The organism is Virgibacillus sp. W0181, assembly GCF_051846915.1.
Classification (GTDB): domain Bacteria; phylum Bacillota; class Bacilli; order Bacillales; family Amphibacillaceae; genus JBPYCR01.
On the sequence record NZ_JBPYCR010000039.1, the window covers coordinates 1 to 24,757 of the forward strand.

A 24,757-nucleotide genomic window follows, 5' to 3' on the forward strand; every position below is an offset into this window, starting at 1 on the left:
CATTAATAATAAAATCAAAGTATTAAATCGAGTTGCATATGGCTACCAAAACTTTAATAACTTTAAAAATAGAATTATGCTTCATTTCAAGTTAAAAGCAATTGTAAACCAACAAAAAGAATCTGTTAATCCTGTCGCTTAAGCGGCAAGATTAACAGATCCCGAATCATTAATATTTTAGCGACCTTAATTCAGCCACCAACACTATTTGACAAAGAGCCCTTATTTTACGGACAAATTCATAAAAACTACGGAAATAGCAAACATTGCCCACCTGTTAACCTACCTAATAAATTCAGTGAAAACAATTTGCGAAAAAAAGATGAATAGTATCAAGCAGATTAATAGGACTACGATCATTGGAAAAAACTTTATAGTCAATCGTTCAATTGATACATTGGATATACAATGCGCTGCGAATAGGTTCATGACAACAGGGGGTGTCAACTAAATCGATAAACATGCTTAACTAACTATTCGTTAATTAAAGAAAATGAAGGCGAAATAATGATTCCGCCTTCTACTATAGAATAAATTGCCTTATTCTATTACATATCTTTTTGAGCATCGAGGACGCGTTGGAGTATATCCCCACCAATTTCCGGCTCCCACTTTTCATAAATCGTTCTAGCCTTTTCAGCGAATGCCTCCCGTTCCTCATCCGTTAATTCAATAATTTCATTCTCACCACTATCAATAATTTCTTGTTTAATTTCTTCTTCAGATTCTCTAATCAGGTCTCTTTCAAAGTCACGTGCCTCATATGCTGCTTCCCTTACTTGTTCTTGTTGTTCTTCATTCATTTGATCCCAAACAACCTTGGAAATAAGTACTGGTAATGGATCGTAGAGATGTCTTGTTTCTGTAATATAGGGCGCTACTTCATTATATCCATTTAAAACAATGTTTGTATATGGATTTTCTGCCCCATCTACAGTGCCTTGCTCTAGTGCAGTAAATAGTTCAGTAAACGCAACGTTTGTGCCTGATGCATCAAATGCTTTCATAAAATCAACATGCACCGGTGTTTCTAGTATTCTAATTTTTTGTCCTTTCAAGTCTTCTGGCTTATAAACAGGGGTGTCTGTTGTGAAAAGGTGTCTCCACCCTTGGTTAAACCAAGCAAGCCCAATAATTCCATCTTTTTCTACACTTTGAAGAATTTCATCACCAATAGGACCATCTAATATTTCTTCAGCTGCTTCTTCGCTTTTAAATAAGTATGGTAAGTCTAAAAGTAACGTTTTATTTGTAAATCCACTTAAAATAGCGACTGAAGGAACCATAGCACCAATAGTACCTTGCTGTAATTGTTCAAGAAGTTCTGTATTAGATCCTAAAGTGCCATTTGGAAATATTTCCACTTTTACTTCTCCATCTGTTTTTTCCTCTACTAATTCACTAAATTTTTCAACCCCTATTGCATAGGCTGTATCCTCTCTCGTAACATGGGCCAATTTAATCGTTACTGCTTCTCCATTTTCACTTGCATTTGTATTACTGTCTCCTTCAGAAGCACCTGCTGTATCTGTATCTTCCGACTTTCCGCATGCTACAACTACAACCGTTAATAAAATAAATGATACCAAGAGAAATAATTTTTTAAAATTCATATAAAAGCTCCTCACCTAATATTATTATTTGTTTTCTACCATTGGCAGATGTCTTATGCTGCACATTTTTATTGGTTCATGTCATTCCTCCTAAGAAAAGCGCAAGCGCCCTGGTCAGCCCCGACAAGCTTAAGCAAGAAATCGTAGTGGCGGTTTTTGCCACGAAGAGTTATTGCTTAAGACCTCGAGGGGCTGGGCTGGCAGGCTTAGATCGCCACGTCCTGTGGCGTCGCCTGCACTAGAACATCCTGTACGTCGAAGCTAGACAGCTATGCGCAAAACTTTATACTTTCTGACCCCCTTAGAAAGCTTGGCTTGTCGCCAAGCCTTTATGGCGAAAGCCTTAGTTGCACTTATGCAGTAAGAAAGTTATATACTTTCTTATCTGCTAAATAAAAAACCCCCTTCCATAAGAAGAGAGCTCCCACAACATTCTCTTCTCATCTCCCGGAAAAATCTCCCGTAGGATTTAGCACCTTTTTAAGCTAGTAAACTAACTTAATGGTTGCCGAGCTTCATCGGGCCAGTCCCTCCACTTCTCTTAATAAGAAATACCTTATTTAATTGTCCATAATAATAATTAAAAACACCTCTCTTGGAAGAAAGAGAGGTGTTAGACGCATGTATATTACCTCTTATCTTCCTAAGCAATTTGCTTAGCTGGATTTAGCACCTTTTAAGCTAGTAAACTAACTTAATGGTTGCCGGGTGTCATCAGGCCAGTCCTTCCACCACTCTTGATAAGATATTATTAAATTTATTATGGTTTAATTTGTTCAACAGATAATAATTTATCACAGCAATTCGCGCTTGTCAAGTTGGTCAACAAAACAACCACGTATGGACCGATTTTACTTGTATAGGTGGCTTTGTAATGGGTGTGACCACGGATACATTATTTCTATTCACCCATATATTTTGATTCGGTATATTCGCCTTCTAAATACATTTTCCTCGTATCAATTCAAAAACAGATGACAATAGTCTCTTTCGCAGAGAGTATAGTGCGTGACAATCGAACAGTATGCTAAAATTGGGCTAGATTATTAAAGGAGAGCATGAGCGAAGATGGGTTTACGTTTTTAAAAACAGGAAATCCTTTAATATTAGGGATACTGCGTTATATCTTTGCAATCTATTTGTAAGCTAGAAAACCGAGACAAAAAATTGAGGAAGTGAATTATATGTCTGAAATAAAAGATGAAATCATTTTAAGAGAACTAAAAGAAAATAATTTAAAAAGTATAGATTTAAACATACCGAAAGAAAAAATTAGTGTATTTACTGGTCTTTCAGGCTCAGGAAAGAGTTCAGTTGTTTTTGATACATTAGCAACAGAAAGCAGAAGACAAATGACGTTGAACTATCCTCTCTATGTTAGAAATCAAATGCCAAGATACGAAAGACCTCATGCCGGTCTAATGCAAAACTTAAGCCCTGTTGTCGTAGTAGAGCAAAGACCTGTAGGTGGAAATTCTCGTTCAACAATTGGCACCTATATGGATATCAATCCTTTGATTAGACTTTTGTTCTCACGAATAGGAAATCCACCAATAGATGCTGCTACCGATTTTTCCAGTCAAAGTTCATTTGGCCGATGTCCAAAATGTACCGGGTATGGGAGGGTGATCGCGCCGGATGTAAATAAACTGATCGATTTCGATAAATCACTCCGGGATTATGCGGTACAATTTAAGCCACTGTCACCTTCAGGTTGGCAAGGCAGATGGATGATTACCGGCGGATTATTTGATCCGGATAAACGGATAAAAGACTACCCGGAAGAAAAATTCCACCTCTTAATATATGGTCCCCCAGAAGGTGAAAGAGTCTTTGCGCCTTTTCATACAAAAAACGGCCCGCAACCTCATGAGTGGGACGGGTTATTGCCTAGATTTACACGCCTCTATATAAACAGAGATGTTTCAAAGCTAAAACAAATTTCCCAAGAGGACGTCTTGACTTTTTCAACACATGCCTTATGCCCGACCTGTCAAGGATCTGGCCTAAATCCTAAAGTATTAGAATGTAGAATTAGCGGCTTAAATATCGCTGAATACAATCAATTGGAACTAACAGAATTACTAGAGCAACTTACAAGGATAAAAGAACCGCCAGGGGAGTCGATCGCACGACAAGCAATCCCGCATGTCAATCAGCTCGTTGACATGGGGTTAGGATATTTGAGCCTATCACGAAAAATGAATACCTTGTCCGGTGGAGAAGCACAAAGGGTAAAAATCGCTCGTCATTTAGGGAGCAGTTTGAACAATATGACATACATTTTCGATGAGCCTAGTGCTGGACTCCACCCGGAAGAAGTAGGCATGTTAATCCAGATGCTGCAACGGATAAAAGCCCACCATAATACCGTCATTGTCATCGAACATGATCTATCAATAATAAAAGTAGCGGATGAAATAATAGAAATGGGTCCGGGCGCAGGTGTAGATGGTGGTGAAGTTGTCTATCAAGGAAAATTGTCGGGATTAAAAAACTCTAAAGCTGCAACAACCTTAAACAATAAGCTAGAAATCAACAAAAATCCAAGGGATATAGAAAGTTATTTTACAATAGAAAGAGCAAGTAACCATAACTTAAAAAATATAAGCGTTTCAATCCCTAAAAACGCCCTTGTTACGGTATGTGGGGTTTCCGGTTCAGGTAAAAGTTCCTTAATGTTAGAAGCATTTCCGGAAAAATATCCAAACACGATTCAAGTTGGACAAGGCAGCATCGGAATTTCTACCCGTTCGACAATGGCTACATATATGGGAATAATGGATGATATTCGTTCCATATTTGCAAAAGAAACCGGACAACCAGCCGGGTTATTCAGCTTTAACTCTTTAGGAGCTTGTCCTATCTGTAAAGGCAAAGGAATTACAACACCAGATGTAGCATTTGCTGATCCCGTTACAATCTCCTGTGAAGCATGTAATGGTACGAGATATTCAGACGAAGCACGGTCATATCAATATCAGGGTAAAAATATAGTCGATATTTTAGAGTTAACGATAAACGAGACGATAAACTATTTTACTAAACATAAAATTATAAGGGGAGTGAATACGCTACAAGACGTAGGCTTAGGGTATTTAACTTTAGGACAGACGACAAGTTCTCTCAGTGGAGGAGAAGTCCAGCGCCTAAAACTTGCCAACCACTTACAAACGGAAGGAGAAATCTACCTATTAGACGAACCATCGTTGGGACTGCACGCAAAAGATAATGGAAAACTTTTAGATGTATTTCAAAACCTTGTAAACAGAGGTAATTCCGTTATAATAATCGAACACAATCTAGACTTTATAGCATCGAGCGACTGGGTAATAGAGTTGGGTCCAGGTGGTGGAAAAAAAGGTGGAACTATTATATTTGAAGGTACACCAGAAGAAATGTTAAATAAGGAAACCTTGACAGCGAAATGGTTATGGAAGGGAGTTTCAGAATAACTTATTTGAATTATCTTCCTTAGTACTAACTGACCTCCTTAACAGCGTTATTGCAAGGTCGTCCTATTACACTCAGGAAACGACAAATTCTGACCTACATAAAATAACGCCGTTCCCTTTAACAGGAATGGCGTCATGTCAGTTTTTGCTCCAACGAGTTCTTCCTTTTCCAACCATTTTTAAGGCAAATTGTTAAGGACCAACAAACCTTTTCAGCAAACTCGGAAATCTAATATAGATTAACATCAATATTTTACTATTATTTTACACAATATACGTTTTTTTGCTTCGACCTCCTTCGACTAATAATCCGCCGTCGTTTTTAAGATATTCAATCATACCTTCTGCAGCTCGATAAGCAAAAGCTCCAATCGTTTCGGTTGGATTAGAATTGCCGAAGTGCGGGAAAGATGACCCCCCTACTACAAATAAGTTTTCCATATCCCATACCTGTGAATAGTTATTTACAGCTGAAGTTTCCGGATCATCACCCATAATGACCCCTCCAGCTGAGTGTGTGTTTATACTAGCGCTACTTATCTCCGCCGCATCGGATACTTCTGGAACATCTACGATATCTGCTCCCATCTTCTCCATAATTTCTTTAGCCTTTTCACTTATTTGTTTAGCCATATTCAATTCCTGATCGGTAACCTTAGCTGTAATTCTAAGAAGAGGATCTCCATATGCATCTTTATAGGTAGGATCTAAATCCATATAGTTATGTTGACGCGGTAAAGTACCTTGCATACCACTAACCGTTAAATGACGATAGGCATAGTGCAAGGACTTTTCTTTGAATTCATTTCCCCAAAGAGGGGTACCCGAGGGGACACGGTTATTTGCAATTGCTCCGGCACCGTCTTGAAAGATGCTGAGATTAAAACCATGCAAAAAGTCTGTTTTACTATTATCTATATTGTCACCATTAAAATCATCTAATACCGCACCTAATGCTCCTGCCCCTGCAAAAGTGTTAAATTTCTTATCTTCAAAGAAGCCTGTAGCTGAGTTGCCTCCTAGAGCTGTATAATGAGAAGTGTAATTTTTTCCGATAACACCTTTTCCGGTTTTTGGATCAAATTGTTCTCCAATTTCCGACAACATCATTAACCGTGTATTTCCTGAAAAGAACGCACCAAGTACGACAAGATCGGCAGGCTGTTCATACTCCTGACGAGTTTGTGGATCTATATATAAAACGCCTGTAGCCTTTTTTCCATCGTGCAGCACCCGTCTCACATTAGCGTTATTTCGCAACTCAAAATTACCTGTCTTTCTAGCAGTTTTAAGTACAGTGACTATCGGGTCTGCTTTAGCACCAAAATCACACCCATACATCGAACAAAAAGCACAGTAAACACAAGCGTTTATTGTTTCACCGTCTGGGTTTTCATATTGCTGTGATATCGTTGCAGAAGGCATACGAAATGGGTGATAGCCAAGTTCTTTGGCTGCATCTTGGAACATTCGTATACTTGGCGACTCTTTCATTGGGGGATTGGGGTATTCATCAGAGCGCTTTGGTCCAAGCGGATTTACTTCATCCGAAATTCCCGCTGTCTTTTCCCATTTATCATAATAAGCTTCCAGTTCATCATAAGTGATACCCCAATCTTGAATCGTCATATCTTCGGGAATTCTATCTTCTCCATATTTTTCTATAATTTTACTACGAATTTCAAAGTCGAATGGAAGCCAACGGTAAGACCACCCGGACCAGTGCACCGATGTACCTCCTGTACCTTCATCAAAAATGGGGTACCCATAGTGCATCCGAATTGGACTCGCTTTTTGGTCCACAGTATTTCTGAATGTCAGCGCTTGTTTGGATAAATCCTGAGCTAGTTCATGGCGGCGCGTGTAGCGCAGTTCATCTTTTGAACCGACGAAGTCTACTGTACTTCGATCTTTTCCACGTTCCAAACATACAACTTGATATCCCGCTTTGGATAATTCCGCAGCCGGTATCCCACCAGCCCAACCACTTCCAACAATTACTACATCCACTTTGTCTAATTTTTTCACCATTGTACTAGCCCCTTTAAGTTTTTTGTTGATAATCTGTTAAACTAACCGGATCTTTTTTAACAAATTCATCACTTTCAATAATGTCCGTATAAGAAGCTACGGCACCTGGGTACTCTTTCATTTTCCAGCCTGCCATGTTACGATTACCGCCGTATAATGGATCAGAATAGACCCCCTCTATTGTTAATGTCCGAAGTAAACTAAAAAAACTACCGGAGTTCACGCCGTCCATTTGCACTTTACCTTTTGAAAAATCCTCTAAAATTTCAATTTGTTGACTTTCTTCGACCTTATCAAATGAAGCGTCAAACCGTTTGTGGCTTAGTTGATTCATTTTCCTTATTCCCGATATCATGATTTGCCCTCTAGTTAAACTCGATTGGTCTACGGTTGCTTCTGCACCCATAAATGGACCATATCTGTATTCATTGCCATTTATCCCCCATGTACCGGCCATTTGTTTATCAATAAAGTAAGGAACACCTAGTTCAATCGCACCCGGGCCACTATCGTTTTTAGGAAAAATACGCTCCGTAGCTTGTTCTAGAACTACAAAATCCTCATATCTTGTAAAAAACATACGTGCTTCTGTATATGCTTTACTATCCTTAACATCTTTTGGCGCAGTTTCTGTCATAAATTGATTTGTGAATAGTCCTCCAAGTAGAGACCCACCCGCTAGGCCGCCAACGACCAAACCTGAGTTTTTAATAAATTTACGACGACTGTGATCATAAGTTGCAGATGGATCATTAGTAGTCGTTTTGCCTTCTTTATCTCCTTTACCACTCATTCTCTTTTCCTCCTTCATCTTTATTGCGCGCATTCATTTAAATGACTTATAGTGTTCCTGTTTATTCCTATTATGTAATGTTTTTCTCTAACTATGCATAGGGGTCTTGTTATTTCATTGTGTTAATGGTTTAAAAACTCGTTTTATCAGGTTTAGAAATTAAGTGACACATAGTGAATTTGTAAGTATGCACGTTTTCTATTCAGAGGAAAACACATAGAAACACACTTTATGACGGTGTATTAATGGATAGCAAAGAATAAGACATAGATTAGCGATATATCATTAAAAACAATTTTAAAAACTTAACATCAACGGATCCTTAAAACTTAAACGCAATAGAAAAACCTTACCCACGAATGGATAAGGTTTATCATATACTTGATAGTAGCACTATAATTTTTTTGTTTTCCTATTCATATACGCCCATCACGAATCAAAGAAGTGAAAGGTCGCAATTAGTACTAGCTATGCTTTACGATCATTTTTTCTTTTTCGTATTATAAGAATCACTCCAACTAGTAGAAGGAACACTCCGAGTACTATCCAGTTAAATATATTAGTTGCGGTTCCTGGTAGCTTATCGCCATCTTTATCTTGATTGGCATCATCCAATGCTGGACTTTTACCATCGGAATTAGAATCTGTATTTACGTCTCCTGGAGATTCATCCTCTTTTCCAGAACCATCATCTTGACCAGGATTTTTCGGATTTGCTGTGTCTTCATTACCCTGAGATCCTTCTTTGTCGTTATTCACTTTAGCAAGTACAGCATACTTAGAGAAATGCGGAACTTTAAGTGTAATAACTCCTTTTTCTTCATTTACATCCCCATTCTGTTCCTCCCATTCTTTCGTATCTTCGTTAAAGTAATAAATATCCACTTGATCGGCAGAATATGTCTCATTGTCGTAGTTCATTGTTAAGGTGAAATGTTCTGTTTCTCCCTTGTAACTACTCGGAAATTGGACATTAACTTCTATTCCTAGACCAGCAAGGATGAACCCATCTAAATTCTCTAATTTATCACCTAACAACTTCACTGTAATTTTCGTACCTTCCGGAAGGTCTTTAGGCATCGTGATCACATTTTCTGTTCCTTTAATTTGAATGATGTGACCAGCTGACACGTCCACTGTTTCACCCGGAGCTACTACCTTATTAATACCATCACTTGGATCACTAGAATCAGGATTAGCACCATCTTCCGAACCCTCGCCTTCATCGCCAGGGTCTGGATCTGCCCCGTCACCTGGATCCGGATTAGTTCCATCCTCTGGTTCCTCGCCGCCATCGCCAGGGTTCTCATTATCATCAACTACATTTGGTGCTTCCACTGTAACTGCTATACTTGCTTGAATCCCATCAGGATTGGCGATACCAGATGGCATTGTTAATGTTCCTGTAAAGATATATTGTCCCGCTTCGTCCTTATCATATGGCGGTATGCCACTATCCCAAGCAACATCTACAACTTCTGTACGGTCATCGCTTAAAGTCACAAGAATTTCCTTAGGTAGATCAATAGCTCCTTTTTCAGTTCCGACTGCAACGGTTCTATCACGGAGCGCATGCACTTTATCAATCTTTGGTGCTGCTTCCACAGTCACTGTTGTGGAATACTCATCCTCCATTGAAATTCCGGCATAATTTTTGATGAGACTGCGTAGGATAACCTCAAATTCTCCACCCAAAACCATGTCCTTATCAGGAATAAACCGGAGTGTATCAGTAACCTTATTGCCATCTAGGTCAGTGACTGAATCAACAAATGTCATTTCTCCAGTTACTTGGCTACCGTCTTCTGTGTTAAGGATACGATAAGCCGAATTAGATATGGTATCTGTCTTAATGTATTGATCAAATTGAATCTCAATGCCTTGATCTTCTTCATCGTTCCCACCGCCAATGTAAGAACTCACACGACCTACTTCCGGCGCTTGTGTAGTCGTTATTGGTACATTGACATCAAAATGTGGTGGCGGAACATCTAAAACATCACTGTAAGTAGTTTCATAACCATCTTTTTCATAGACAACTTGCCATTGGCCTTTCGGTACATCCCACCCATACTGACCAAATACATCTGTCGTCTGTGGGTTCACTTCTCCCCACCATTCAGCATCCCAGACTTCCCAGTCATCTTCTGGACCTTCACGGAACAGAACAGTGGTAGTAACTCCTTGGACACGATTACCTTCATGTACTTCATATACATATCCACTAGGGTCAAGTTTCCAAGCTGGTTTTACCCGTGGCTCCTTTTCCTCGTCTTCTCTTTCTTCATCTTCTTCTTCCTTTTCTTCTTTCTCTTTTTCTTCTTTTTCTTCCTTACACTCTGGATTTTGCGCCATATATTCATCGTAGGCTTCTCTAGCTGCATCTAATTGTTGTTCCTTAATAAATCCTGACATTGCTCCCCCGGCAAGTGTAGCTACTGCAATCGCTGCACCAGCTGGAGCTCCTACTCCTGTCGCTGTAGCTCCTAAACCAACGGCGAGGCCTGCTGTATTAAGTGTCATATCTGCAATAACTGATGTTTTGGCATTCTTCATAGCTTTGGCTACTTTTGCCTTACCTTTACTAGGACAACTACTACCACCAAGACCATCAAGCATGTCTTCTATGTTCTCCATGTCAGAAAACATACCTCCACGACCTTGTTCCCAACCAATCACATCTGTAACGGTTAATCCATGACCCACAACTTTAATGCCTGCTTGTACAGCAGCACTACTTACTGCATGTGCCTTCGTCCGAAATTGTTTGGAAATTTCATGTTCCATACTATGAGCCAGGGTGTTAAATTGCTGAAACAGTTCTTTACTTAGCCCTACCGTCTCACCCATCACAATCTCAATTTCCGGCCCTTTAGTTCTTTTTCCAGCCGGGTCAATCGCTTCGACTTGGAAGGTATACGTTTCGCCACTCGTTAACCCTGTTACGTTATATGTTAGTTCGCTAGCTGAAATAGTTGCAATCTCAGCATTATCTTGATAAATCTTGTACGTTTCCGCCCATAAATCATCCATCGCTGGCGACCAACCTAACGTAAGGCTACTTGCCTCTATCTCGCTGGCAACAAGCTCCGCATCATCATCCCACCACGGAGCAAAACGATCCGCTGCAATAAAATCGTCTAACGGAATGGTCGTGTTCACATTCGCCAACGAAGTGCCTCCACTTGCGATCCATTCTACGTCATAATCGCCGTCTCCAATTTGATCTCCAAAGTCGTAACCACCACCAGGATTCGTCCCATTATCCGTGCCAGATGATTCTAATGTCTTCCCGGTTATGAAATCAGCATCAATGGAAATTGTCGCATTATCCCAGTCTGCGATCGTATATTTATTTTTAGTCGATATATGAAGTTCACTTTCTGACTGGTTAGACGTGAACATCGAGCGTATGAAGCCCGTGAAACCAGAATTTGAATCTTCTTCTGTCTCGTCTTGTTTTACTTGACTTACTTCGACAGAAGATTCCTCAACCTGTATACTATCCGCCCATTTAGGGTACTTGTCTGGCGTATCGTAATCTACATATAAATCACCAAAGTCCCATGTGCCGTTTCGGAACGTTTCGACTCGAGCATAATACATATCACCGTCTTCTCTAGTCGCAATTGTCTTCTCATTAGTGTTATCTCCATCAAACCATACTTGAACATTGGATACCTGATCAGGCTGGGAAAACTTTAATTTGACTTCAATTGGAACACCTACAATACCGGTCATTGGCACTCTAGGAACCCCATTCCGAACATCAATCTTCGTATACTCCGGAAATTCTTTCATTGAATTAATTAATGATGTTGGAAAGAAAGATCCATTCCATTCATCTCTGTTATTGAAATCTTGACGTATCCATACTTCTTCAAGTTTAGGCTGTTCTTGGTCATACAAGACATCAACAGACGATGAAAATATTGTTTTTTCCTGATCATCAACAATTGCTTGTAACGTATGCCACGACCGTGAATGATCACTTGATAATATGACCTCCGCCTTCCAATATCCTGCGGAAGAAGCCTGTGTTGTTGCCAGAACTCGGTGGCCATCCATTACCTGCACCAAACTGTTCGGTGGTGCTTGTCCATGTGTAACAATAGTTGGACTATCAACTTCTGTCGGGGTATTGATTGTAACCGCTCCAACTTGTACGGAGGCAGTTCCTAATACTTCTTCTTTTTGTTCGCCATCAACTGTATAGCGAATACGTGCGTCAGCTGTGACCAGATCTTGATCAAAATCATCATCTACCTGTACAGAATATCGTATAGTTTCCTTATCTTTATCTAACGGTATTTCAAGTACTTTGTCTTTTACTACTGGTTCAATTGCTTTTCCATCATGGCTAACATTTCCAGGCACCAATTCTGTGCCTTGAGGGATATCCAACAATAGAACTGCATCATCAATTGACTGTGCTGGACGCCCATAGCCAAGTCGAAAAGTAACCATCTCACCCTTATTGGTTAATGATTCAAGTGCATGAAACGAAACTAATCTACCCTTGAAGATTCCTTCTGTATTGATTACAATTGTTCCGAGATCAGTCTTAATCCCATCTTGTACGTGCACAGGAATGGTAGTTCCCCCAGACCCCCACGCATGGTCATACGCAGTAATCGACAACTCGTAATCTCCAGAATTTTCGACAGGTATCTCAAAATTCTTTTCCTGAGAAGAACTTATGTGTTTCCCATTCTGCTTTAATTTTACTCTAACTTTTTTCGCCAGTAGGTCGTTTGCCAGTTTGACATTCCCAGTAATTAAGGAATTAGGCTGCTGATCAATCGTAAAATCTACATCTAAATCAGTTGTACTTCCCAGTGTTTCTGTTTCACAGTGTCTCTGCCTATCCCCCCGTGGATTAATACACGCTTCTAAATCGTCCCCTTCTTTAGCCCAGACAATAATTGGATAGGTATGACGACCAGCTTTCTTAGAGACATTGTAGTTGTCACCATCTATTTTAACTGAAAAATCGTACCCCCAAGCCATTTCGCGATCAATTCCAGAAACGGTCGTCCAATCTTCCCCGATCGAGCGTGATTTAATTTCACCAATACGTATTGTGTAAAGCTGTAAATAGTCCGCGTCAATGGTCATATCCACTGTTTCATTTCCTGTAATCGTAATATCCCTTTTTTCAAAGACTATAGAATTATCCAAATTACCTGTAATAACATAATCACCCGCTGGTAAGTCCATGGAACCAAAGCGGCCTTCATTATCTACCTTAATCTCCTTATTCCAATCACTGTGCACATCCATAAGTTGCAAACGCGCTCCATTAATCGGTTCATTTTTTTCCTTGTTCAGTACTTGACCAGTTAATTGTCCCAACGGAATGGTGTCCATCGTGAGTTGCTTGTTATTTACCATCTTTTCTACTTCTATAATTTCTTCCTTTTTATGAAAAAATGGTCTATCTCCATCAACTACAAGACGGTACTTTTGCTTTTCCCCTGGATCCATTTTATTAAGATACCACGAATCAATTTTTCCTTTTCTATTCAAGTATTCGGTGCCTACATACTGCCCCTCAGGATGGGTGTACATTGTGACTTTTTTACTTTTATAATCATTTCCTTCTGCATCGACCACATGCAAGTTTAATTGTGGTAAATAATGGGCTGAAATTGAAATATTTAAGTCTTCATTTTCTTTTATGGTTATATTTTTCTCTTCAAATTCAATGGTGTTATCTAATCTAGTTGTAACTACATAATCACCTGTTGGTAATTCTATTGGACCGAAACTTCCATCGTTATTTACCGATTCTACTTTATTCAAGTAATTATCGATACCCGTAATGCGAACTTTAACTTCTTTTATCGAATCAGTATCTTCCACGCCTAATAGTTCACCAGATAATAGACCTGATGGAGCTTTATCCATTGTAATTTGTAAATCATTTGAACCTGCTTCTATTGCAAATACTTTTTCCTTTTCTAGGATGTATGGCTCGCTTGCTTCAACAACTATACGAACATCTATATCTTCTTTTGTTGATCTATTGCCAAGAGACCAAGTATCGGTATTTCCATCTTTATCAAGACGTTTACTACCTATCTCTCGACCATCTTGAACAAAGTACATTGTCACTCTCTTGTATTTATAAGCGTCCCCATCTGGATCAGTAACGTTTATATCAATAGATGTTGGAAGGAGTTCTGGTTCAATATCCCATTCGTTCCCAGATCCTTCCCTTATTTGAACAGACTCTATCTTATCAAGAACTTGGGTATGTCCATCTTTATCTCCCAAGAGAGTAATTGTGTAATCCTTACTAGGAACAAGGTTCGTAAAGACGTATGTTCCGTTTCCAATGAATACCTTACTACTTTCCCCTTCCTTATCACTCTTGACAAGCAGTCTTATATCGCTAAACTCATCTGATATATCTTTCGACACTGTCACGCTAACGTCAAGTAATGATGCCATCGTAATTGGTAATGATTGCAGCGGTTGAGAAACGGTATGACCAAGTTCATCTGTTATTGTCACTTCAACATCTGTAATCTCCGCCACACCTGTATCGATAGGAAAGGCTCCTTCATATGTTCCCGGTTGTTCCGACGCTTCTTTTAGTGTAACCTCCGTACTTTCTTCATGCATTTCGCCTGCAAGAGATCCATCTGCCGTCATGTATGTTTTATACTGTATAGTTGCTGTCACTTTCCGGTGTGGTTCACCTGTAGCGGTGATCGTGAAGTCGTGGTCGGGCAAAATTAATTCGCTATAAGTAGCTGTTATTGCATCCCAATTCACCTTGTCAAGAAACAAGTCCGGTGTTGTAACAGTTGTTTCCACTGAGTATGCTTGTTCAGCATCGTTTTTATCTATAGTGAATATTTGATACGTGTAATCACTTCCCGCTGCCAAATCTTCGTCTGTATATGAATGTTTTTTTGTACCTTCAACATCTATCTTTGTTACATTTCCTTCAGGTCCTGTACGATGGATGCGATACCCAGTCACATCTTCATCAGACACCCCATCCCAAATGAGATCAATCGTGCCACCAGGGTGTGCTGTTGCGGATAACGATGCTTCCGTGCCACCGGCCTTTTCTGTTGTAGCTAACACTGTTGGACCATCATCAGTTTCTACACCACTAGCATTAACAGCTTCCACCGCAAATGTATACGTCTTTCCCGCTTCAAGTCCAGTTACCGTATGACTTAATGTAAGTCCAGATACTTCAGCAAGCAACTCACGCTGTTCGGGGAATTCTATTGGATCTGTAATCGTGCCTTCTTCATCACCTATTATCGGGTCTTTTTCAAATGACCCTAACAGATTCATTCCTCCTAAATTGATACCCCCAAGGTCAACACCATCATTAGTACTAGTATTTTCGTCCATAGCATATATTCGATAATTTTTAATTCCCTGACTATGCTGTGCCGCAGACCAACTAAGGCGCACGAAGCTCTTACCAATTTCCTCACTCACTAGTTGTGCATTTGATGGCCATGTCGGTACACTCGCATCAACTGATGTGGACAAGGACGTACTGTATAGATAGTTACCCACTTGAGAGGGTGGATTATCCACAAGATTTGTCGCATTTGATTGATAAACAACAAATTTACCATCTCCACTTATAGATGGATTTGTACTATCGCCGTCCCCTTCTGAACCATCCGTGTTCAGACTGATATGATTCATCGTATGTTTTTGTGTATCCATTACATATATATCGCTATCCCAACCAGTATCACTCGGCAAAAACGGCTCTTTAGTGTTTAACAAGAGATATTTGCCATCCGGGCTTAATTCTACACTTGATATGCGACTTGTTCTCATATCTTGAGAATCAAGATGATCAATTAATTTTTGATAGGATTTTTCTGTGCGGTCGTAGAGAATGATTCCTCCCCGTTTCCAGCGGTACCATCTAAAGGCTATTTTATTGCCGTCTGCGCTTATTGTAGGGCTAGTGAATTGATCGTGAGTGCTAAAATTAAAACCGAAGCCACTCTCATCTAAATCTTCTTTTGCAATCATTTCATTAACAATATTGGTCCTCGAAGTGTCTCCCGCTTCATCATAAATTCCATTTCCATTCACATCCCGGTCATACAAATAGATACTGAAAACATCGCGGCTTCTATCACTATCTCTGGCATCATACGTAATGAAACGTCCATCCGCACTAATATCATAAACAGATCGAATCGCATAACGATCTAAAGAGGATCCTTTAGTTGCTTCGCTGATTTGCACCGTCGTGTTCATCATCAAATCGCGAACATATAAGTTATCTATCCAATCATCATTACTTCCTTCAACCACATTGTTTCTTGTAGAAGAAAACAACACATGATTGCCATCATCACTGATTACTGGAGCGGTCTTCACCCCGATTGTATTTCCATCTTTTACAACTTCTCCCGTTGAAAACCGGTTGACTTGTTGTGTAACTCCCTGTTTCATATCCCGTACAAAAACGTTAAAATCGCTAACCTTTCCTTCTTCTGCCAGGCTTTCACAGTTTGATAAAAACAGGACATAACGTCCATCCGCGCTCACGTCGGGATATACACTGCCACTTAAATTTTCTCTCCCACTATCACCGTAAATTTCTGTAAAACCACAATTATTTAGGGCATTTCCACCATCATCCACACTGACCATCTGTATATCACCTGTTTCAGTGTTCACCCTATAGATAGCTGATTTACCTTCTTCAGATTGGTCGGTAACATCTGCAGCATCTGACTGAAAAACGATGTACTTACCATCACTGCTTACGCGTGCATTTATCGCCTTTGCCACTTTTGTAGGATCTATATTAGTATTGTGAAGTAATTGTGTCGTTATCTCCTTAGTTTCATCCGTATCATCTGCCGTCTCTACTGATTCTTTAAGTGGATTACTTTTTTGTTCAATATTATTTTCCGTACTTACAGCAACTACCTGTATTGTATATTTTGTATTCCAAGCTAGCCCTTCAAACCGATAGCTTTGTTCCTCGGCAGGTAGGACGATTGTTTTTTGCGAATTGTATTCCGTGCGTATGTTAAGTTCATATTTCAGGTTGTCGGTATTATTATCGGAGTTTTCTACCTCTGGCCAACTCACTTCGATGAAATTGCTTCCTTTGTCATCAATAATTAATTCGCTATTACTGGGCCATTTAGGTGGGTAATGTGCAGTGGTAACAGACCCCTCAAGAGCTCTGGACTCTCCTCCAGAATGATCTTCGGCAATGACGCGAAAAGTATAAGTAGTTCTTGGATCCAGTTGCTCAATCGTTGTACCACCTTTGGCATCTGATCCAAAAACAACATAATTCGCCGTACCGTCTTTAATTTTCACCCCATCCTGTAAAAGCTCCCAATGAAAATCTTTATGACCATCAATCCATTCCAAGTCTGGCCACTGTATATTAATGAAATCTGGTCCTACGTCCGCCACTATAATTTCCGCATCACTAGGCCATTCGGGTACACCAGGAACAGCTGCGGTTTTGATTCCTTCATTCTTTAATGCATCAGAAAGGTTCCTACTGCTGTCTTTAGCAACAACTTGGAATGTATACGATGCTCCTGCTTGTAGATTCTCAACTCTCACATTCGTATCAGTTACCTCTCCACTATCTACGATTGTACCTTCTTGACTAACTTCCCATTCATACGCTGCAATTCCAGCATTATCTTCCGCATCAGGCCAAGAAGCTACAATGAAATCTTGTCCTGTCTCTGTAACGTCTAATGCAGCATTTTCTGGCCAAACTGGCGCCTCATTGTCGGCTAAAGTTTGTATATTTTGTTTGATTAAAGGAGGACCGACATGTGATTCATTGTAATCGATAATTACCACTTCAATTGTATAATTTGTTCTTGGGATAAGATCCGTTAATACTGCTTCTCTTACCAGGTTTTCTTCTTCAAAAAGCGTTTCTTCTGCCACAACTTCCCCGCTCTCATCAAGAGCAGTTACTCTGTAAGAAAGTAAGTTTACACCATCTTCTGCTGCCGGCCACTTCACCGTCAGGTTCGTTTCCCCGGCTTCAACGAGTTCAACCTTTGCATCTGCAGGCCACGGAGAATTTTGCCCCTCCTCAGCTGAAGCTTGTACAGCAGACAGAAGCGGAGCTGCATCCACAAAAATCAATAAAAATATTAATAAAATAGAAGTTAATTTATTAAAAAAATGATTATTCAAACCCTCTCATCCCCTCATGCTATTATTTATGTATAAATATAATAGTTGAAAAATTGCAGAAATTTGTCTTTTAAAAAAATATTTACGAGAATAATAACAAACAAAGGTTAAGTCCAGGTTAAGTATTGAAAAATAGGTCTAATTGCCCGGTTCAATAGATTCTTTTTAAATTAATTACTTTAAATGCCAGCATATGCAAAGTGAACTTATAATTGTTTCATGTCAAGACGTCATTGTTTTAAAATAGTAAAGATGAGTGGTTTGTGGTAAGACAAGTATTTTGAGAAAATAATACAAGGCATTATGGAGTTTTAACAGCAGGAGATTTCCTGGGGGTCGGAAAACGGCCCATCAAAAATGAATTTGTTGCTCTCGATACGCCTAAGCGCTCTGGTAAGTCTCAGGCATAGCTTAAGCGAGAAATCGTAGTGGCGGACTTTGTCACGAAGAGTTATTGCTTAAGACCTTGAGGGGCTGGGCGCGGGCAGGCCTAGAACGCCACATTCTGGGACTGCGCGTGAATGCTCGTCCCACCGGAAACATTTGTCCTAGACAGTTAAGAACAAATTTTTACACTTACTTACTTTTTTTAAGAAAAGGTGCGGTAAAATAATCATTACCAGCACCTTTTTGTAGTTATTTTTATTTAATTTCGATCCTATGCATTAATTAATTTTCATTATCTTATATGAAATATTTTCTAAATTGCTTGTGCAACTTATGCTTCCGTTTTTTAACTAGGAAATACTATTATCGATACAATAGATCAGTCGTTTTTCAATATCTTTTGCCGTTTTTTGAACCGATTCATTAGGAATCATTTCCATTAATGCTGTTGGTCTTGGCATTCCTATTTTTGTTTTATTTCCATCTTGATAAACAACCATTTTGCAAGGAAGGAAATAACCTACCATTGGATCTTGTGATAAAACATGCTTTGCTTCGTGTGGATTGCATACCTCTAGTACATGATATGGTTGATCAAAATCAACTCCCTTTTCTTTCAATGTTTCTTTAATATCAAATTGCCAGAGTACGCCGAACTTATCTTTTCTTAAGTTTTCTTCGAGCGATGTAATCGTATCTTCTATTGTTTTATTCGTTTCAACCGTATAGTGAAACATTTAATCAACTCCTAATTGTATTTACTATATTTGTTTTCTAATCATAATTGCTCTAAAAACACATGAGCTTTGTTCACTTTTTCAAAACTGGAAAAACCCATTCAGTGTTATAAAATATCCAACCACACTTTTATGGCCGTTGTTGCAATTAGCACAGCTAAAATAATTTGTAAAGCTTTTGTGTTCATCTTTTTCCCGGCCTTTGCTCCTAAGGGCGCAGCGATAAGACTTGCGACAATCATAATTATAGCGGGAAAATAATCAACTTGACCTGTTGTTACTTTCCCAATTGTTGTACCAATAGAAGATATGAACGTAATTGCCAGTGATGAAGCAATTGTCATTCGTGTTGGGATTTTAAGCACCACCAACATAATCGGAACGAGAAGAAATGCTCCAGCAGCTCCAACAATTCCTGCACCAACACCGACGATTAATGCAAATACCACTGCCAAAAATTTATTAAATTTCACTTGATCAAGCGGAATATTATCTACTCCTTTTTTGGGAATAAACATCATGATCGCCGCAATTAGTGCTAAAATACCATACACTAAATTTATACTTCCCTCTGTTAGCATTTTTGAACCGTATCCACCAATAAAACTTCCAATCAAGATACTTGTCCCCATGTACGTAATTAATACTTTATTTAAATATCCACCTTTTCGGTATGCCCAGACTCCGCCAATTGTGGCAAAAAACACTTGCACCGCACTAATTCCGGAAACTTCGTGTGCCGTAAATGCTGCAAAACCGAATAGAGGTGGAATATATAAAAGCATCGGATATTTTATAATCGAGCCACCGATTCCTACCATTCCTGAAATATAAGAACCAATAAAACCAATGAAAAAAATCAAAACAATAAGCCAAAACTCCATTATATTCGCACCTCCTTTTGAAAAAAGGGCTAGCAATTCAGGGCATACACCCGTTTCAGCTAGCCACTTTAATGTGTTCCAAACAACTATTCTATTTTATGAAGTTGTTCAAAAAGATCGTTAAAAATCGCTTTGATCTCCCTTTGAACACGCACTTATGCTTTTTTAATCCAAAATTTCATCACGCCATCTTCTTCATTCTCTTTTAGCAACTCATGTCCTCCGGATTTTACCCAAGCCGTCAAATCGCTTTTTGAACCTGCGTCTGTTGTATGCACTTCTAAAATTTCACCAGCGTTTATATCTGCGATCGCCTTTCTCGTTCTAACCAACGGCATTGGACATGCAAGTCCTGTTGCATCTAAATATTTTTTTACTTCCATTTTCATATTCCTCCTGTAATTTTATTTCATTACTCCACAAGCTTCTTCTGCTTATCGAATCGCACAACGATTTGGCCCTATTTCCACTTCGCTTTGTTTTTCCTCATCTAGATCTATTTTCCCCATATTCATTTGGCGAATATCTTGAAATGCATTTGGCTGTGGCGGTAAGTTTTCAGTCACTACTTGCTTAAAGTCTGCATCACTCTCAATATTCAAACCATGATTCTTTCTAAACAATGTTCCGAGTTTTTCAGCAACAGAGCCATCATCATTAAGTTCCTCTATAATCATAAAGTGTGCAGGCAAAACTATGAGCTCCTCTGACAGATCACGGTAACGAGAATATAAAGTTTCTCTTAGATCAGCTACCCAATTTTCCGCTTCTCCGGCTAAATCCGGACGACCAATGGAATCAATAAATAAAATATCCCCTGTTAATAGATAGGCATCGTCAACAATAAAAGACGTGGAACCAATCGTATGCCCCGGTGAATAGAGCGCGTTTATATCAATCTTTGTGTTTCCAATGGTGACGACATTTCCACCTTCTAAAGGAGCGTATTCAAACGTCACTTCTTCAGCATCTTTTGGTGGCAACCAATACGTCGCTTGTGTAGCTCCCGCAATTTGTCTTCCACCAGAAATGTGATCAGCGTGTAAATGTGTATCAAGCACATGCTTGATTGTTACGCCTTTTTCTTTTGCAAAATGAAGGAATACATCAGTCATGCGTGTTGGGTCAATAATTGCCGCTTCTCCGTCCGATAAAATCATATACGATAAGCAGCCTTTACCAATTCGCACAAATTGGTATATTTCCCCTCCATTCTTTAAACTTCCAATTTTAATCGGCTCTAAATGTTCACTCCAAGATTTCATTCCACCTATTAGATAGGAAACTTCTAACCCTTGTTCCGCTAGCATTTCGGCAATCATGATGGCAGAACCTTCTTTTGCACAAGCAACTAAAATAGGTTTGTCCGTGGGAAGCTTATCTAAGATTTCTTCGACACCATCTAACATTTCAAAGTAAGGAACGTTTAAATGGACCACATTTTCCCCTTCGATCTTCCAATCTGAAAAAGCATCTTCATTTCGAACATCTAAAATGAATAACGACTCTTTGTTAATAATCTTTTTTGCTATCTCTCCCGCAGTCATCGCTTTTATTGTCAATTTTATTCTCCTCCTTAACTATTTACGCTTTCCGTTTTTCCGGTCCATCCACTCATTCCAGGCACAACATTATAAACATTTTTAAACCCTAATTCCGTTAGTTTCCGAGCAGCAAAATCACTTCTATTTCCAGTTCTACATAAGAGATAAATTTCATCCTCTTTATTGAAGTCATTTGTATATTGCTCCAAGCTCCCAAATGGAATATTCAAGGTACTTGGAATGTGACTGAATGCATATTCTGCTGCTTCTCTCACATCAATAATAGTTAACTTATTATCCTTTTTCAGTTTTTCTTCCAGTTCATCATTAGTTAAAACATGTGGGTGAGTTTTTTCACCTGTCTCAGACGTTGTAGCTTTTCTTAAAAAATGTTTGAATACTTCTCCTTTCCTTAACGTACCCAAAAATTGATGACCAGCATTTTCCGACCAAGCTTTTATATCTGCCTCCGAACCGGGATCAGTCGCTCGCACCTCAAGAACTTGTCCTGCTTCTAGCGTATCTACTGCTTTTTTTGTTCTTACGATAGGCATTGGACATGCCAAACCTTTTGCATCTAAAATCTCATCAACCTTTATTTGACTCATCTAGCATTCTCCTTTATACGGTATGGGGTATATATTAAAGTAAAAAAAATTAAATAAATAAATTTACATTTCCATCCTGCGCATCCCCTAAATATGCTCCCACTCCTGCATATTCAATGTTATCCAGTAACTCTTCTTGTTGAAGCCCTAAAAGATCCATCGTCATGGTACAGGCTACTAACTTAATATCCTGCTCCTGGGCCATCGTTATTAAATCAGGAAGAGGCACCGCATTATGCTTTTTAATAATATCTTTTATCATTTTTGGTCCAAAACCTGCGAAGTTCATCTTAGATAGTCCCATTTTCTCTGCCCCACGAGGCATCATTTTCCCGAACATCTTTTCCATGAAGCCTTTTTTCACGGCAACATGCTCTTCTTTTCGAAGTGCATTCAATCCCCAGAACGTATGAAATATCGTCACCTCATGATCATAGGCTGCCGCTCCATTGGCAATAATATAAGCTGCCATTGCTTTATCATAGTCTCCACTAAATAAGACAATCGTTGTTTTTTTATTAGCTGACATTCATCTTCCTCCTAGTTTTAACATTTATTCATATACCATTACCCCTATGGGTATTAAGTTTACCGAAAATAAAAAGGGATGTCAACCCTTTTTTTCTAACGACTTTTAACTAATAAATTTACTGCTTCTTTAACTAATGCTTCCGTATTTTCATTCCCTGCAGCATTTGCTTCTTGAACACATTCAATTAAATTGGAGCTAACTAGTACTCCCATTGTCCGGTCAATTCCAGTCCTTGCTGCAGATAGCTGAGTAATTACTTCTTTACAATCCTTATTTTCTTCCATCATTCTTAATATTCCTCTCAACTGACCTTCAATACGTTTCACTCTGTTCTTCATTTGATCATCATATTCCAATGAATTAACCTCCTTTTATAAAATACCAGAAAGGTACAGTTTTCTTGTGAAGATTTTTGCAAAGTTAATTAATGAAAATCTACATAATAGAGCTTTATTACATGATTTACACTAAAACGCTTATCTGGGTAATCCCAGTTTAAATAACTAAACTCAATTTCTTAGGTTTATCAACTAACTTTCACAATCTATTCTATACCCAACGGGGTATGTTGTCAACCTTTGAAATTGTCTCAAATATACTTATCATAAGCATTTCAGAAAAAGAGTTGATTTTTATTTCTTCCCACCGTATTTACAAAGTAGCCTCGGCACCAAAATTCGCGATTACCGATCTACCTTAAATTAGCGATCAAAATCAAAACTACTCACCCCTTTTTAAATACCCCATAAATTGAGCTACACTTAACTTTGGAGGGATACTAACCAGCATATGAATATGGCATTTACAAGCATTTGCTTCTGTAATTCTACATTTTTTCTCTCGCAAATTTCTCTTATTATTTCTCCTATACTTTTTTATATTTTCCATATATAATATGTCTTCTATATTTTGGTGCAAATACAAGATGATACTTACATCTCCACTGTGTATGTGCTAAACTATTCTTGTCCTTTATTGGACACGCCTCCTTCTATGGCGAGATTTGGTGGTCGGGAAACCAACCTTATCTTACCATGAAGAGAGGCTTTTTTTGACCCCACGCTAGAAGCTCTCCGGAACCCCCGGCATAGCCAGGGGTTTTCAAAAACCATAATAATAGAAGCCATTGGAATGTTTGATTCCAGTGGCTTCTCTCTTTCGCATAAATGCCTCTATTCTCCACAAACAGTGGCTCAATCTGTCCGAAAAGCTCACTTGTTCGTATCTTTTATAAGAACTGTGTTATTCTACCGAATTCTTTTGCTCAATCTTCCCTCAGCACTCATAATTTTTCAATATGGTTTTTTAGTGAGATATATCATATCCCCTTTCTATAAGCAGATCATTCACCCATTCTCGGTTACTAACTCCCAATTCTATATCCTTCAGTTTTTTTTTCTCTTCTTTTGCGATGGCATTTATTTTTTTCAGTATGCAGTCAACAAATTTTGGTGTTATTGCTACTACTCCATCTTCATCCCCGACTATTATGTCTCCAGGATTAATCACAATTCCTCCACATGATATAGGTATGTTTATTTCTCCAGGACCACTTTTATAGGGTCCATTGGCAGATATTCCACTAGCAAAAACAGGAAAAGACGATTCTCTAATTTTTTTAGCATCTCTAATTGCGCCATCTATTAGAAACCCTGCTAATCTTTTCCTTTTCGCATATTCCACCATAATTTCTCCCGCTACTGCGTTTATAGTGTCACCTTGAGTATCAACTATAATGATATCGCCTGGTTTAGCTAAATCTAATGCTTTTTGAAATAATAGATTATCTGCCGTTCTGCTTTTTACTGTTATAGCCGTTCCCAATAAGTAACTAGAATTAAATGGTTTGATTCTGGAGCTAAGACTATACATTCTCCCCATAGCATCAGAAATATTAGAGACTGGAACGTTTTTAAATTGATTAACAACTTCTTTGTTAGGTCTTTTAACATCTGTAATTATTCTATTTCCAATATCCAAGTTCA

At 38.8% G+C, this 24,757-nt stretch carries 15 protein-coding genes, 1 pseudogene and 2 riboswitches; of the genes and pseudogenes, 2 read left to right on the top strand and 14 right to left on the bottom strand.

Features of this window, described 5'->3' with window-relative positions; translation table 11 throughout:
• Positions 1–142, top strand: a 142-nt coding sequence (locus tag ACLIBG_RS13240) for a transposase (protein ID WP_439313263.1), incomplete at its 5' end; no start/stop codon positions are given.
• A gap of 140 nt (positions 143–282) precedes the next feature.
• On the opposite strand, the gene ACLIBG_RS13245 is transcribed toward ACLIBG_RS13240, so the two are convergent.
• Together ACLIBG_RS13245 and ACLIBG_RS13250 are read right to left on the bottom strand one after the other, a co-directional pair.
• The gene (locus ACLIBG_RS13245; RefSeq protein WP_439313242.1) at positions 283–447 is read right to left on the bottom strand and encodes a TRAP transporter large permease subunit; all 165 of its coding nucleotides are present in this window, start codon (positions 445–447) and stop codon (positions 283–285) included.
• Positions 448–548: 101 nt separating this feature from the next.
• Positions 549–1,613: a TRAP transporter substrate-binding protein gene (locus ACLIBG_RS13250; RefSeq protein WP_439313243.1), complete on the bottom strand. Its 1,065-nt coding sequence runs from the start codon at positions 1,611–1,613 to the stop codon at positions 549–551.
• Between the two features lie 437 nt (positions 1,614–2,050).
• A riboswitch (SAM riboswitch) is annotated at positions 2,051–2,164 on the bottom strand.
• An 81-nt stretch (positions 2,165–2,245) separates the two neighbouring features.
• A riboswitch (SAM riboswitch) is annotated at positions 2,246–2,360 on the bottom strand.
• Positions 2,361–2,797: 437 nt separating this feature from the next.
• Between ACLIBG_RS13250 and ACLIBG_RS13255 the strand changes: the two genes are divergently transcribed.
• Positions 2,798–5,068, top strand: a complete 2,271-nt coding sequence (locus ACLIBG_RS13255; RefSeq protein ID WP_439313244.1) for an ATP-binding cassette domain-containing protein — start codon at positions 2,798–2,800, stop codon at positions 5,066–5,068.
• A gap of 264 nt (positions 5,069–5,332) precedes the next feature.
• Here the strand turns inward: ACLIBG_RS13255 and ACLIBG_RS13260 are convergent, their stop codons facing one another.
• The 12 genes and pseudogenes from ACLIBG_RS13260 to ACLIBG_RS13315 all read right to left on the bottom strand — a co-directional run bounded on the left by ACLIBG_RS13260 (position 5,333) and on the right by ACLIBG_RS13315 (position 24,752).
• Complete coding sequence (locus ACLIBG_RS13260; RefSeq protein WP_439313245.1) at positions 5,333–7,099, bottom strand: GMC family oxidoreductase; 1,767 nt, start codon at positions 7,097–7,099, stop codon at positions 5,333–5,335.
• Positions 7,100–7,112: 13 nt separating this feature from the next.
• Positions 7,113–7,892 (bottom strand): gluconate 2-dehydrogenase subunit 3 family protein, encoded by a 780-nt coding sequence (locus tag ACLIBG_RS13265; RefSeq protein WP_439313246.1) that lies wholly within the window; start codon positions 7,890–7,892, stop codon positions 7,113–7,115.
• Positions 7,893–8,360: 468 nt separating this feature from the next.
• Positions 8,361–18,080, bottom strand: coding sequence for a fibronectin type III domain-containing protein (locus tag ACLIBG_RS13270; protein ID WP_439313247.1), 9,720 nt, complete (start codon positions 18,078–18,080; stop codon positions 8,361–8,363).
• Positions 18,081–18,817: 737 nt separating this feature from the next.
• Entirely contained in the window at positions 18,818–19,204 is a 387-nt protein-coding gene (locus tag ACLIBG_RS13275; RefSeq protein ID WP_439313248.1) for a DUF302 domain-containing protein, read from the bottom strand.
• 107 nt (positions 19,205–19,311) lie between these two features.
• A complete protein-coding gene (locus ACLIBG_RS13280; RefSeq protein ID WP_439313249.1) occupies positions 19,312–20,088 on the bottom strand; it encodes a sulfite exporter TauE/SafE family protein in 777 nt (258 codons plus the stop codon).
• A 155-nt stretch (positions 20,089–20,243) separates the two neighbouring features.
• Positions 20,244–20,471 (bottom strand): sulfurtransferase TusA family protein, encoded by a 228-nt coding sequence (locus tag ACLIBG_RS13285; RefSeq protein ID WP_439313250.1) that lies wholly within the window; start codon positions 20,469–20,471, stop codon positions 20,244–20,246.
• 51 nt (positions 20,472–20,522) lie between these two features.
• Positions 20,523–21,635: an MBL fold metallo-hydrolase gene (locus tag ACLIBG_RS13290; protein ID WP_439313264.1), complete on the bottom strand. Its 1,113-nt coding sequence runs from the start codon at positions 21,633–21,635 to the stop codon at positions 20,523–20,525.
• A 29-nt stretch (positions 21,636–21,664) separates the two neighbouring features.
• Positions 21,665–22,240 (bottom strand): sulfurtransferase TusA family protein, encoded by a 576-nt coding sequence (locus tag ACLIBG_RS13295; protein ID WP_439313251.1) that lies wholly within the window; start codon positions 22,238–22,240, stop codon positions 21,665–21,667.
• 49 nt (positions 22,241–22,289) lie between these two features.
• On the bottom strand, positions 22,290–22,769 hold the full coding sequence (locus ACLIBG_RS13300) for a DsrE/DsrF/DrsH-like family protein (RefSeq protein ID WP_439313252.1): 480 nt from the start codon (positions 22,767–22,769) through the stop codon (positions 22,290–22,292).
• A gap of 95 nt (positions 22,770–22,864) precedes the next feature.
• Positions 22,865–23,128 carry a metal-sensitive transcriptional regulator gene (locus ACLIBG_RS13305; protein WP_439313253.1) on the bottom strand — a complete coding sequence of 88 codons (264 nt, stop codon included), beginning with the start codon at positions 23,126–23,128 and terminating at the stop codon, positions 22,865–22,867.
• Between the two features lie 364 nt (positions 23,129–23,492).
• Positions 23,493–23,748 (bottom strand): annotated as a pseudogene (gene tnpA / locus ACLIBG_RS13310) (IS200/IS605 family transposase).
• Positions 23,749–24,077: 329 nt separating this feature from the next.
• Entirely contained in the window at positions 24,078–24,752 is a 675-nt protein-coding gene (locus tag ACLIBG_RS13315) for an RraA family protein (RefSeq protein ID WP_439313254.1), read from the bottom strand.
• Positions 24,753–24,757: the final 5 nt, after the last annotated feature.

Bases quoted from the DNA above. Each gene is read 5' to 3' on its own strand.
- ACLIBG_RS13250 (WP_439313243.1), bottom strand. From the start codon at position 1,613: ATGAATTTTAAAAAATTATTTCTCTTGGTATCATTTATTTTATTAACG.
- ACLIBG_RS13255 (WP_439313244.1), top strand. From the start codon at position 2,798: ATGTCTGAAATAAAAGATGAAATCATTTTAAGAGAACTAAAAGAAAAT.
- ACLIBG_RS13260 (WP_439313245.1), bottom strand. From the start codon at position 7,099: ATGGTGAAAAAATTAGACAAAGTGGATGTAGTAATTGTTGGAAGTGGT.
- ACLIBG_RS13265 (WP_439313246.1), bottom strand. From the start codon at position 7,892: ATGAGTGGTAAAGGAGATAAAGAAGGCAAAACGACTACTAATGATCCA.
- ACLIBG_RS13275 (WP_439313248.1), bottom strand. From the start codon at position 19,204: ATGTTTCACTATACGGTTGAAACGAATAAAACAATAGAAGATACGATT.
- ACLIBG_RS13280 (WP_439313249.1), bottom strand. From the start codon at position 20,088: ATGGAGTTTTGGCTTATTGTTTTGATTTTTTTCATTGGTTTTATTGGT.
- ACLIBG_RS13285 (WP_439313250.1), bottom strand. From the start codon at position 20,471: ATGGAAGTAAAAAAATATTTAGATGCAACAGGACTTGCATGTCCAATG.
- ACLIBG_RS13290 (WP_439313264.1), bottom strand. From the start codon at position 21,635: ATGACTGCGGGAGAGATAGCAAAAAAGATTATTAACAAAGAGTCGTTA.
- ACLIBG_RS13295 (WP_439313251.1), bottom strand. From the start codon at position 22,240: ATGAGTCAAATAAAGGTTGATGAGATTTTAGATGCAAAAGGTTTGGCA.
- ACLIBG_RS13300 (WP_439313252.1), bottom strand. From the start codon at position 22,769: ATGTCAGCTAATAAAAAAACAACGATTGTCTTATTTAGTGGAGACTAT.